The following is a 12,206-nucleotide window of genomic DNA, read 5'->3' as shown; positions in this document are numbered from 1 at the left end:
TAATATATTAGTGCATCAAAGGCAAGCCCGCGGGACCCGACATATGGAAGCAGCCCATACCGCGCCGCGCGCGGCGTCACGACCCGCCCGGCTCGACCGCGCCCGCCAGGCCGCGCCGCAGGTGTTCGAGCGGCTGCGCAACGCGATCATCGCGCTGGAGCTGCCGCCCGGCGCCCCGCTGTCGCGCGCGGAGCTCGCCGCCCAGTTCGGAATCAGCTCGACCCCGGTGCGCGACGCTCTCATGCGGCTCGAGGAAGAGGGCCTGGTCGACGTATTTCCGCAGCATGCGACCGTGGTCAGCCGGATCGACATCAGCCGCGCCCAGCAGGCGCATTTCCTGCGCCAGGCGCTGGAGCTGGAGATCGTGCGGCTGCTGGCCGAACAGCACGATGAGGCCCTGATCATCCGCCTCGACCACGCCATCGCACTCCAGCAGCAGTTCGCGAAAGCCGGCGAGTTCGAGGCCTTCATGGCCGCCGACAATGACTTCCACGCCCAGCTCTATACGGCGGCAGGCAAGCAGGATCTGTGGGCGCTGGTGCGCAGCCGCAGCGGACACATCGACCGGCTGCGCCGGCTGCATCTGCCCTCACCCGGCAAGGCCCAGAACATCGTGCGCCACCACCGGCTGATCACGCGCGCGATCGAGGCGGCGGATGCCGATGCCGCGCAACAGCATCTGCGCAAGCATCTGTCGGGCACGCTGAGCGAGCTCGACAAGATCCGGAGCCACCATCCGGAGTATTTGACGGATTGAATCAGGCCGCGTCGCGGCCGCTGCGCCGTTCCGTCGGACCAGTGCGCAGCCTGACGAAGAAGGCCTGAACCTCGGTGGCGAGGCGTTCGGCCGCCCCCGAGACGTGGTTCGCGGCTCCCATCACTTCGTCGGCCGAGCGGTTGGTTTCCGCGATCGCGCCGGAGACGGTGCCGATGCTGGTTGCCAGCGTCTGCGTTCCCGACGCCGCCATCTGGACGTTCTGCGAGATCTCCCGCGTCGCCGCGCCCTGCTCCTCAACGGCGCTGGCAATCGCCGCGGTCACCTCGTCGATCCGGCGCATGGCGGTTGCAACCTCCTTGACGGAGGCGACCGCGCTGCCGGTCGAGCTCTGGATCGCGGCAATGTGCTGCGCGATCTCCTGCGTCGCATTGCGGGTCTGGTCGGCCAGCGCCTTGACCTCGGACGCGACCACGGCAAAGCCGCGACCGGCCTCGCCGGCGCGCGCGGCCTCGATGGTGGCGTTGAGCGCCAGCAGGTTGGTCTGGGCCGCGATCGCCTGGATCAAATCGACCACCGAGCTGATGCTCTGCGCGGCGTGTGCGAGTCCTTCGATCTCGCTCTCCGAGCGCGCAGTCACCTCGCCCGCCGAGCGCACGGTCTTGTTGGACAGTTCGATCTGCCGGCCGATCTCGACAATGGAACTCGCGAGCTGCTCGGCCGCCGCGGCAACGGTCTGGACGTTGACCGCGGTTTGTTCGGAGGCGGTCGCTGCGGACGCGGCCTGGCTCGTCGCATGATTGGCGATGCCGCCGAGGCTCTCCGCGGTCTGCCGCATGGTGCCCGCATTCTCGCCGACCAGCGCGAGCAGGTCGCGCGAGGTCCCACGAAAGTCCTCGACCGCGTCCTCCATGTTGCGGTTGGCGGCTTCGCGCGCCTCCGCTTCACGCGCGAGAGACGCCGCCGCCTGCTGCTGGGCGATCACGTTGTCGCGGAATTTGGCCACCGCCTGCGACACCACGCCGATCTCGTCGCCGCGCTCGGCGGTCCTGAACTCGACACTGGTGTCGCCGCCGGACAGGCGCGCGGAATCGCCCACCAGCTCGACGATCGGACGCGTGATGGAGCGCGCAACCAGGATCGCAATCACTGTGGCGAGCGCAAGCCCCGCGGCGAGCAGGATCCATTGCAGCAGCAGCAACCGCTCGACCGCGTCGGCCACATTGCGGGCGTCGTCGGCAAGCTTCGACTGCTGGTCGCTCTTGAGACCGCCGGAACGCTTGCCGTCGGCGTCCTTGCGACCGTCGAGCAGATCGAGGATGCGCGCGGCGCGCGGCGCGGCCTCGGTGGACAGGATGAAGACCGGCGTGTTCCATTGCGGCGTCTGGCGGATCGCGAAGATCTTCTGCGGCAGCGGGGTGAAGGCCTCATTCGCCTTGACGATGGCCCGGTAAGCGGTCGCCTGCCGTTCGGTGAGCAGGTCCGCCTGGGTGCCGACCGATGCGAGCGCAGCCCTGAAGGTCGCCAGCGGCTTTTCGAACTTGTCACGATCGGTGGCCTCGCCCGAGGCCACGTACAGGCGCAATTGCGATCCCGCGGCGGCGAGATTGCCGCGCACGTCGGCAAAGGTCTTGAGCAGGCGCTTGCGCTGCGGCGTCGCCTCCAGCGCCTCCTCCTCGTCGATCATCGCGGTGATCTCGGCGAACATGGTCGCGATCAGCGGCGCGGCCTCCTTCGCCAGGAGCTCGCTCGCCGGATAGGCCGATGGGGTGAAGGCAGCGAGCTCGGCCTTGTCCTGGGCCTGGCGGAACTCCGCCATCAGTGCCCTGGCTTCGCTCCAGTTGGTCTTGTTCTGCGGATTGGAAAAGCCCTCCGCCATGCGGTCGACCGCAGCGGCCGTGCGATCCAGTTCGGCCCAGACGGCGGCCCGGTCGCGTTTGCCCTGCGCATCGCCCGTCAGCAGGTAGCCGCGCAGCGTCGAAAGCGTGGAATAGAGATTGCCGACGAGCTCCGTGCTGGCAATCGCGACCGGCGCACGCTGGTCCACGACCTCCCTGATCCGCGACGAAATGTCCGAGACGGCGGCAACTGTGTAGATCACCGTCGCCGCGAGCAGGCCACAGATCAACGCAAAGCCGCCGAGCAGCCGGGTGCGAATTCCGGTGTTCGCGATCGATTTGAACATGAGAGGTCTCGTGCTGTGCCGGTTGGGGGAGACGGCTTCGTCGGTTGCCAGAATGCGGAAATGAAATGCGCGAAATACGTTCGGAAACTATCGGAGATTGTAGCCCACGGCCTTTAATCCATCGTGAAGGCCGAGGCGCCGTACAACTACGGCGAGAGTAATATCTCTCGTTTCTGAAATGGGTTACGGCATTTGGAACCGAAATTTGAACTCATATGCACGCAAGAGTGCGTATGGTATTTCGAAGGCATTGGCTCCCGGCGCGCCAGGAAAGGCAATCGCGGCAGACGCGAGGCGCTTGCGGCGCAGCCAGAATCCGCGCAACAATTTCGCATTTGTTGCTTTGATTTGAGGTCGCGGGAACGTGCCATGCGACCCGGAGGATTCTTGACGTGGCCAACATCCTGATCGTGGATGACGACCCGGCCGTGCAGATCACCATCCGGCTGCTTCTGGAAAGGGCCGGCCATCACGTCACTGTCGCCGGCGACGGCTACAAGGGACTTGCGCTGTTCGAGGCCAGCCCGTTCGACCTGCTGTTTCTCGACATCTTCATGCCCGGCATGGACGGGCTGGAGACGATGCGCCACATCCGGGCGCTAGCCCCGGCCACTCCGATCATCGTCATTTCCGGGCGCTCGATCACGCCGGACGCCTATGCGGAACCGGATTTCCTGAAAATGGCGACCAAGCTCGGCGCGGTGGCGAGCCTTCAGAAACCGTTCCGGCCCCACGCGCTGCTCGCCGCGGTCGACGGCTGCCTGAAGACGAGCGAGCCGGAAGAATCCGATGTCAACTCCGGCCGCCGATGACGAGCCCCTCCTCTCTGCACCGGACCGGAGCAGGCACGGCCGTCCGGCAAGTCCTGCGAACATCCGCATGACGCTCGCAACGCGGCTGGCCATCGCGATGATCCTGCTGGTGGCGGTGACCGTGGCCGCCGTCGGCTGGCTGGGCTATCGCAACACCACACAAGCGGTCATTCCGCGAGTCCTGGAGCGGGTCGAGGCCCAGTCGCGCCTGCTGGCCACCAATCTCGAATCCTACGTTGCCGGCGCTCGCGGCGATTTGACCGGCTATCGCTCCGCCGCAGCCATCAACGGACTGATCCGCGCTCACCTCGGTGGAGGCATTGACGCTTCCGACGGCGTTTCAGAGCAAACCTGGCGCGATCGCATCGCGGCGCGGCTCGTAGCCGAGATCGAGGCCAAGCCCAGCTATGCGCAGTTTCGCATCATCGGCGTCGACGATAACCAGCGCGAGCTGGTCCGCGTCGACCGCTCCGGCCCGGATGGAACGGTACGGATCGTCCCGGACAGCGAACTGGAGCACAAGAGCGAGCGAAGCTATTTTCAGGAAACGATACGGCTGGCACCCGGCGAGATCTACGTCTCGTCCATCGATCTTGCCACCCGCCAGGGCGGCACGACGGGCCTCCACATTCCGACTCTTCGCGTCGCGATGCCCCTGTTCACGCCGGACGGCAAGCCGTTCGGGATCGTCATCGCCAATATCGACATGCGTCCGGCGCTCGACCGCGTCCGCTCGACCAGGAGTCCGGGAGGAGAGATATACGTCGTGAATTCGCGCGGCGACTATCTCGTCCATCCCGACCGCACGCAGGAATTCGGCTCGTTGCGCGGCCATCCCGCCGATTGGCGCAAAGACTTTCCGTTGTTCTCGGCGCTGGCTGGCACTCCGGACGTCGCCACGCGGCTCACAACCGACGAGTCAGGCCGGCCGAGCGGCGCGGCGATCGCGCCGGCGCTGCTCGCGGGCAAGGAATGGGTCGCCATCATCGTGACCGTTCCCCCGTCCGTCTTCGGTCGCGTGCCAGCCGCCATTCAAAAGACGTCCCTTCTCGTCGGCATCCTTGCCGTGCTCGCCGCGGCCGCGCTCGCGGTGCTGCTGGCGCGCTCATTGACCCGTCCGATCGGGCGCCTGACCGCGGCGGTGGAGGCCATCGGCAGCGGGTGGCCCGCAGACATTCCCGTCGATGCCAGCGGGGAGACCGGCGTGCTGGCGCGGGCTTTTGCCCGGATGATCGAGGAGACGCAAGCGAAGACGGCCGCGCTCGAACGCGAGGTCCGGGAGCATCGACGCACCGAGGCGGCACGAAGCCATCATGCGGCGCGCGAGCAATTGTTCAGCGCTGCCGTCGAATCATCCGACGACGCGATCGTCATGCAGTCGCTCGATGCCGTCATCACGGGCTGGAATCCCGCCGCCGAACGTCTCTATGGCTATGCGGCGAGCGAGGCGATCGGACAATCCACCGCGATCATCGTGCCGTCCGACCGCCGCGAGCAGGGCAAGGACTATCTGCGACGGATAGCCCGGGGCGAGCCGATCGAACGCTTCGAAACGATACGGCTGCGCAAGGACCGCACGCCGGTCGAGATCTCGCTCAGCCTCTCGCCGATCAAGGGACCGTCGGGCGAAATCGTCGGCGCCTCCGGCGCCGCGCGCAGCCTCACCGAGGCGCGACGGGCCGAGCGGGCGCTGCAACAGCAGCTCGAGGAGCGGCGACAGCTTTTCGACGCCTCGCAGGACCTGATCATGATCATGGACCCGGGGGGCCATGTCGTGCAGATCAGCCCGAGCTGCGAAGCCATTCTCGGCTACCGGCCCGACGAGATGATCGGCCGCAGCGGCGTGGATTTCATCCATCCCTCGCACCTTGAGCGATCCCAGGAGGAGATGCGCGCGCTCAGGCGCGGCGAGCACCCGAAGCTTGCCGACACCCGCTGCTTCCACAAGGACAGGCGTGAGGTCTGGCTGTCCTGGCTCGGCAACTGGTCCGAGAAGGCCAAGCGCTTCTTCTTCGTCGGCCGCGACATGACCGAGGCGAGGCTCGCGGAAGAATCCCTGCGCGAGAGCGAGCAACTCGCGCGCAACATCGTCGAGACCGCGCTCGACGCCTTCGTCCAGACCGACGAGCGCGCCATCATCCTGAACTGGAGCTCGCGGGCCGAAGAGCTGTTCGGCTGGCGCCGCGACGAAGCGCTGGGCCGGAGCTCGATCGACCTCATCGTCGCCCCCGGTGAGCGTGACAGGGTCAGGGAAGGCCTTGCGCACTTCCTCGATTCCAGGGACGGCCAGATGCTCAACCGCCGCCGCGAGCTGATGTGCTGCCGCCGCGACGGCAAGGAATTCAGGGCCGAGCTGAGCGTCACGGCACTGAAGCGTCGCGAAGGCATCCTGTTCAACGTCTTCTATCGCGACCTCACCGACAAGATCGCGTCCGAGGAACGCATCCGCCACGCCGAGAAGATGGAGGCCGTCGGCCAGCTCACCGGCGGCGTGGCGCACGACTTCAACAACATCCTCACGGTGATCACCGGGACGATCGAAATTCTCGGCGAAGCGGTGGCCAAGGAACCCGAGCTCGCGGCGATCACCAGGATGATCGACGAGGCGGCGGGACGCGGCGCCGAGCTGACCCAGCACCTGCTTGCGTTTGCGCGCAAGCAGCCGCTGCAGCCGCGCGAGATCGACATCAACTCGCTGATCATCGACACCGCAAAGCTGCTGCGGCCCACGCTGGGCGAGCAGATCCAGATCGAATCGGTGTTCGAGGACGAGAGCTGCGTGGCGATCGTCGATCCCAACCAGCTCACCACCGCGATCCTCAACCTCGCGCTCAATGCCCGCGATGCCATGCCCGGCGGCGGCAAGCTGATCGTGGAGACGGGCACCGCCTATCTCGACGAGGTCTATGCCAGCGTCAACGATATCAGGCCCGGCCACTACGTGCTGATCGCCGTGAGCGATACCGGCACCGGCATTCCCGCGAACATGCTGGCGCGGGTGTTCGACCCCTTCTTCACCTCGAAGGGACCGGGCAAGGGCACCGGGCTCGGGCTTTCCATGGTCTACGGCTTCATCAAGCAGTCCGCCGGACACATCAAGATCTACAGCGAGGAAGGCCACGGCACCACGATCAAGATGTACCTGCCGCCGGGCAAGACCGCGACCGCGGTCGGCGATGGCGTGACGCCCGCGACGATCGAGGGTGGACACGAGACGATCCTGGTGGTCGAGGACGACCGTCTGGTGCGCGACTACGTGCTGGCGCAACTGCATGCGCTGGGCTACGTCACCCTGCAGGCTGCGAACGCCGCGGAGGCGCGCGCGATCGTCGCCACCGGAAAACCGTTCGACCTGCTGTTCACCGACGTCATCATGCCCGGCAAGATGAATGGACGGCAGCTTGCCGACGAGCTGACGAAGATGCGGCCCGATCTCAAGGTGGTCTACACGTCGGGTTATACCGAGAATGCGATCATCCATCACGGCCGGCTGGATTCCGGCGTCCTGCTGCTGGCAAAGCCCTATCGCAAGTCGGATCTGGCGCGGATCATCCGCAAGGCGCTGAACGGGTGAGGTCCCGTAGCCCGGATGGAGCGTAGCGTAATCCGGGACAGACTTGCCGCGCGCGCGATCCCCGGATTGCGCTGCGCTCCATCCGGGCTACGAAACGTCACTGAGAACCTTACGACGCGCGCTGGGCCGCGGTCATCACGATGCGGATCAGGTCGGCGGCATTGCGCGCACCGAGCTTCTTCATGATGTTGGCGCGGTGATCCTCGATGGTGCGCGGGCTGATGCCGAGGGTGCGGCCGGCTTCCTTGTTGGAGGCACCTGAGGCGAACTGCTCGAGCACCTCGCGCTCCCTGCGCGTCAACGGCTCGCGCCCGGGGAAATGCAGCGAGCCGAATTTCGGCGACGCGTTCTCTGCCTGCCGGCGTGCATAGGCGCCGATCGCCTCGTCGAGACGACCGACGATCTCGCTGCCACGGAACGGTTTCTCGATGAAGTCGAGCGCCCCGTTCTTGATGGCGCTCACCGCCATCGTGATGTCGCCCTGCCCGGAGATCATGAAGATCGGCGCCGGGTAATCCTCGCCGTGCAACTCCTTCAGGATGTCGAGACCCGACTTTCCGGGAATGTGCACGTCGAGCAGGATCGCAGCCGGTGTGCGGTTGCGCGCAACGGACAGCAGCGCTGCACCGTCCGCGAAACAGATCACCTCATAGCCCGCCGCCTTCAACACCATCGACAAGGTATCGCGAACGGCAGGGTCGTCGTCGACTACGAAGATTTCACCGCGAGAGCTTTGTTCGGCCATGTGCCACATCCAGTTGGCATGAAGGACTCGCGTCCGCGCCTCCCGTTATGGCGTTCGGCGCGGATTCGGCCCACCCGTATTTGTACGGGACATGGACTTAACGCACAAGTAGCGGCAGGGTGCCTTATTGCGGGAGACGGAGAATATCCATGCTAAATTACGCAGGCACACCCCCGCTCACCGCGATGGCTGACACCGACAGCCGTCAGTTGATTGCAGCCGAACTTCGCTCTCTGATCGCGCGCATCGACCTCAGTATGCGTCTGATCGACGCGGCCATGACCGTGGACGACATGGAGCCGGAGGACGACAGCGCTACCGCGGGTTCCAGTGCGATCTTCGTGCTCGACGACGTCACGCCCCGTTTTGCCACGGCAGGCGCCGCTCTCAACGCCTGCCGGGCGGAGCTCGACCACGCCCTGCAGCAGCTGTCGGCATCGGACGGTCCCGCGTAGGCCGCAATCGCGCACGCGCCGCGACCCACCGCATGGCAGGCCCGCGCGTCAGGCGCGGTGCCGCTCCACGATCGCGTCGGTCGCGACACCACCCCAGGTGTGAATCGCCGGCAGGCCCATCGCGGTCTTGCCGAGATTGGCGAGGCTGATGCGCAGGGCGGCCAGATCGAGCGGCTTCGGCAGGCTCTGCAACTCGATCCCGACCGAACGGGCAAAGCTGCGGGCGGCGCTGCGGCGCTTGCCGTCCATGCCGCTGATGACGATCACCGCGCCGGCGAACTTCGCCTCGGCCATCTCGCGCAGCACGTCGATGCCGTCGCCATCCTCCAGCACGAGATCCAGCGTCACGCAGTCGAAGCGCGCGGCGCGGAGCTTTTCGATCGCCTCCGCCACCGACGGCGCCACGGTGACCTCGTGGCCGGCCTGCTTGGCGGCGACGGTGATCAGGCTGCGCTGCGTGGCGTCGTCGTCGACGACCAGGAGCTGAAGCGCACGCCGCTCGGCGACGTCGGGCAGGTTCGATGTGACGGGGGAGAGGGAACTTCTGGGCATTGCCGGATCCTGAGATTGAGACGGGCAATGGATACACGGCGCGCGCTTAGGCCCCGTAAAGCCGCTGCGGCAAATTCGTTCGGATGTTTCAGCAAATATAAAGCAACGTAGCGGAAAGCGCTGGGCACCACGTGCCGATCAGGCTGCCGCGTCGTGACCGCCGGCTGCGCCGCGCTTCTTGCGGTTCTTGCCGCGCAGGAACTGGATGTCCATTTCGGCGCCGTTGACCCGCACCAGCTCGCAGCGACGGTAGGCAAGGCCGGTCGACGACAGCAGCAGGAAGAACTCCTTCAGGTTCAACCCCTGGATCGAGCCTTCAACTGTCAGGATGGCATCGGTGTCGGAAATGGCGTTGAGCTTGCAGTCGCGACGCCAGGTGCCGTCAATGGCCATGATGCAGACATCATAGCCGCGGCTGAACGTGACGCGTTCGGCGCCCTTGCCATCCTCGGCCATGCCTATCGTCCTGCCATCACCGCCATGCGCGGCGCCGCGCCGGCGAGAGCCGGCCTGGCAGCCGCGGCACGCGGATCGTTCGGCTTGTACAGGCCGCGCCGGTCCGGAATCGGCCTGAACGTATCGGTCAATCCGACCACGGTTTCCGCCGCGCCGAGCACCAGGAAGCCGTCGGGCTCGATCTGGCGCGCCAGGCGGTTGAAGATGTTGATCTTGGTATCCTGGTCGAAATAGATCAGCACGTTGCGGCAGAAGATGACGTCGAACGTCCCGAGCTGGGCAAAATCGTGCAGCAGGTTGAGCTGCCGGTGCTGGATCATCGCCCGCAATTCGGGATTGATCTGCCAGGTCTCGCCGGTCTGCTTGAAATACTTCACCAGCATCTGGATCGGCAGGCCGCGCTGCACCTCGAACTGGCTGTAGACGCCGGCCTTGGCCTTTTCCAGCACCTCCTGCGACAGATCGGTCGCAATGATCTCGACGCGCCAGCCGGTGAGGGCCGCGCCCATCTCCTTCAGGCACATCGCCAGCGAATAGGGTTCCTGCCCGGTCGAGCCGGCGGCGCACCAGATCCGCACGCTGCGCTTGCCGGCGCGCGCCTTGATGATCTCCGGCATGATGTGATCGCGGAAATGATCGAACGGGACCTTGTCGCGGAAGAAGAAGGTCTCGTTGGTGGTCATGGCTTCGACCACGTCGGTGATCAGCTGGCGCGAGCCGGCTTGCAGCTTCTGCACGAGCTCGGGGATGCCGGAGAGCCCCGCCTTGCGGGCGAGCGGCAGCAGGCGGCTTTCGATCAGATATTGCTTGTCTGCGGACAGGTCGAGACCGGAATTATCCTTCAGAAACTTACGTAGATACTCGTACTCGGTCGGGGTCACGGATGGCCTCTCAGAAAGCTGTACTGGAACACTCTGGCCCAAACACTCAGGCCAGACACACTCAGACCATGGCTTGTCCGACCGGGATCAAACCAACTTCAGCGAACTTGTCGGCGATAATGTCTTTGTCGAAAGGCTTCATGATGTACTCGTTGGCGCCGCCGCTGAGCGCCTGAGCGATATGAGCCACGTTGTTCTCGGTGGTGCAGAACACCACCTTGGGCTGGTCGCCGCCGGGCAGGCGGCGCATGTGGCCCATGAACTCGAAGCCGTCCATCACCGGCATGTTCCAGTCGAGCAGCACCGCGTCGGGCAGCTGCCGCTGGCAGATCTCGAGCGCCTTCGAGCCGTCCTCTGCCTCGGTGACTTCGAATTCGAGGCCTTCCAGGATCCGGCGTGCGATCTTGCGTACGACGCTGGAATCATCGACCACCAAACACGTTTTCATTTTGGTTCTCCGGCTTCGATGTTTTCGTTGGCTTACGCTGCCATTTGCACTTTGGTTTCGAGGTCGAGGACGCGATCGACGTCGAGCACGACCATGAGCTGGCCGTCGAGGCGGTGGACGCCGCCGGCGAGCTTGGCCATGCGGGGATCGAGGTTGACGGGGTTCTCTTCCATGCCGGCCTCGGGCAGGCGCAGCACCTCGCCGATCTGGTCGATCAAGAGGCCATAGGATTCACCGCGCAAATCGACGCCGACCGCCATCGGGGTCTTGCCGTCCTCGTCCCTGGGCAGGCCGAGACGCGAGCGCATGTCGACCACGGTGACGATGCGGCCGCGCAGGTTGAGGACGCCGGCGATCTCGCGCGAGGACAGGGGCACGCGGGTGACGCGCTCGGGCATGAACACGTCCTGGACGCGGGAGATCGGCAGGCCGAACAGCTGGCCGCCGATCATCGCGGTGACGTATTCGACCATGGCGCCTTCGCTGGATTGGGTCTTGCTGCTCATCTCGTGTCTCCTCGTCCCCTTTAGGCCGCGGCCCGGCTCAGCTCGGAGGCGCCGGCGGCGCCCGCGGTCTGCTCCTTCAGCGCCGCGATCAGACCGGGACGGTCGAACTTGGCGACGTAGTCGTGGAAGCCGGCCTGCCGGCCGCGCTCGATCGCCGCCGGCGACACCAGCGCCGAGAGACCGATGATCGGCGTCGCGGCGAGGTTGTTGTCGGAGCGGATGGTCTCGGCAAACTCGAACCCGTTCATGTCGGGCATCTCGATGTCGGTCAGGATCACGTCGAAGTTTTGCGCGCGCAATGCCGCCAAGCCTTCCTGCGCGGTCGGCGCGGTGCGGACGCGGTAGCCGGCGGCCTTCAGCACCGGCGCCAGCATGTTGCGGAAGAACGCAGAGTCGTCGACCAGCAGCACCGACTGCGAATGCATCGACGGCTTCATCTCCTTGCGGGTGAACCAGTCGGCGAACGCCATCGGCAGGAAGTGGCCGACGTCGATCACCTCGGTGGCCTGGCCCTTGATCACGGCCGAGCCCAGGATGCCCTGGCTGGAGCCGCCGACCTCGATGTTGAGGCGTTCCTCGACGATGTCGATGATCTCGTCGACGACGAGGCCCATGGAGCGGCCGTCGTCGGCGAACACCAGGATCGGCTGGGCGCCTTGGCTGGCAATGGTGACGCCTTCCATGGCGACCAGCGGCATCAGCTGCTCGCGGTACTGCACCATGTAGCGGCCGTTGGAGAACTCGATCTTGTCGGCGGGGAGCTCTTCCAGGCGCGTGACGAGGCCGAGCGGGACCGCCTTGGGCTGCGACGAGCCGGCGCGGAACACCAGGAGCGAGGTGGTCTGCTCGCCCGAGCCGATGTGGTGCGCGCCGTTCT

The 12,206-nt window shown here is 65.8% G+C and carries 12 protein-coding genes; 4 read left to right on the top strand and 8 right to left on the bottom strand.

Translation table 11 applies throughout. The features are described from left to right. The first annotated feature begins 43 nt into the window (after positions 1 to 43). The gene (locus IQ16_RS17725) at positions 44 to 757 is read left to right on the top strand and encodes a GntR family transcriptional regulator (RefSeq protein ID WP_018645932.1); all 714 of its coding nucleotides are present in this window, start codon (positions 44 to 46) and stop codon (positions 755 to 757) included. A gap of 1 nt (position 758) precedes the next feature. Here IQ16_RS17725 and IQ16_RS17720 read toward each other — a convergent pair whose 3' ends face one another. Next, positions 759 to 2,900, bottom strand: a complete 2,142-nt coding sequence (locus tag IQ16_RS17720; protein WP_018645933.1) for a HAMP domain-containing methyl-accepting chemotaxis protein — start codon at positions 2,898 to 2,900, stop codon at positions 759 to 761. 392 nt (positions 2,901 to 3,292) lie between these two features. On the opposite strand from IQ16_RS17720, the gene IQ16_RS17715 reads away from it, so the two are divergent. Further along, positions 3,293 to 3,712, top strand: coding sequence for a response regulator (locus tag IQ16_RS17715; RefSeq protein ID WP_018645934.1), 420 nt, complete (start codon positions 3,293 to 3,295; stop codon positions 3,710 to 3,712). Further along, positions 3,690 to 7,286, top strand: a complete 3,597-nt coding sequence (locus IQ16_RS17710) for a PAS domain S-box protein (protein ID WP_145831643.1) — start codon at positions 3,690 to 3,692, stop codon at positions 7,284 to 7,286. Before IQ16_RS17715 ends, IQ16_RS17710 begins: the two co-directional genes overlap by 23 nt. Before the next feature lie 109 nt (positions 7,287 to 7,395). On the opposite strand, the gene IQ16_RS17705 is transcribed toward IQ16_RS17710, so the two are convergent. Next, complete coding sequence (locus IQ16_RS17705) at positions 7,396 to 8,031, bottom strand: response regulator transcription factor (protein ID WP_020608024.1); 636 nt, start codon at positions 8,029 to 8,031, stop codon at positions 7,396 to 7,398. Positions 8,032 to 8,180: 149 nt separating this feature from the next. Here IQ16_RS17705 and IQ16_RS17700 point away from each other — a divergent pair, with 149 nt between their 5' ends. Further along, complete coding sequence (locus tag IQ16_RS17700) at positions 8,181 to 8,486, top strand: hypothetical protein (protein WP_018645937.1); 306 nt, start codon at positions 8,181 to 8,183, stop codon at positions 8,484 to 8,486. A gap of 48 nt (positions 8,487 to 8,534) precedes the next feature. Here the strand turns inward: IQ16_RS17700 and IQ16_RS17695 are convergent, their stop codons facing one another. From IQ16_RS17695 to IQ16_RS17670, 6 genes are all read right to left on the bottom strand, one after another. Further along, entirely contained in the window at positions 8,535 to 9,038 is a 504-nt protein-coding gene (locus IQ16_RS17695; protein ID WP_018645938.1) for a response regulator, read from the bottom strand. A gap of 138 nt (positions 9,039 to 9,176) precedes the next feature. Further along, a complete protein-coding gene (locus IQ16_RS17690) occupies positions 9,177 to 9,494 on the bottom strand; it encodes a hypothetical protein (RefSeq protein ID WP_011083221.1) in 318 nt (105 codons plus the stop codon). A 2-nt stretch (positions 9,495 to 9,496) separates the two neighbouring features. Beyond that, a complete protein-coding gene (locus tag IQ16_RS17685; protein ID WP_018645939.1) occupies positions 9,497 to 10,375 on the bottom strand; it encodes a CheR family methyltransferase in 879 nt (292 codons plus the stop codon). Between the two features lie 61 nt (positions 10,376 to 10,436). Further along, positions 10,437 to 10,823, bottom strand: a complete 387-nt coding sequence (locus tag IQ16_RS17680; protein WP_018321619.1) for a response regulator — start codon at positions 10,821 to 10,823, stop codon at positions 10,437 to 10,439. 32 nt (positions 10,824 to 10,855) lie between these two features. After that, complete coding sequence (locus IQ16_RS17675; RefSeq protein WP_018645940.1) at positions 10,856 to 11,329, bottom strand: chemotaxis protein CheW; 474 nt, start codon at positions 11,327 to 11,329, stop codon at positions 10,856 to 10,858. A gap of 20 nt (positions 11,330 to 11,349) precedes the next feature. Further along, the coding region (locus IQ16_RS17670) for a response regulator (protein ID WP_145831642.1) at positions 11,350 to 12,206 on the bottom strand (857 nt) is incomplete at its 5' end.

Source organism: Bradyrhizobium huanghuaihaiense (assembly GCF_007830635.1).
GTDB classification, from domain to species: Bacteria; Pseudomonadota; Alphaproteobacteria; order Rhizobiales; family Xanthobacteraceae; genus Bradyrhizobium; species Bradyrhizobium huanghuaihaiense.
The sequence above is the reverse complement of the archived record's forward strand: the minus strand, read 5'-3'. Positions and strand labels throughout refer to the sequence as shown.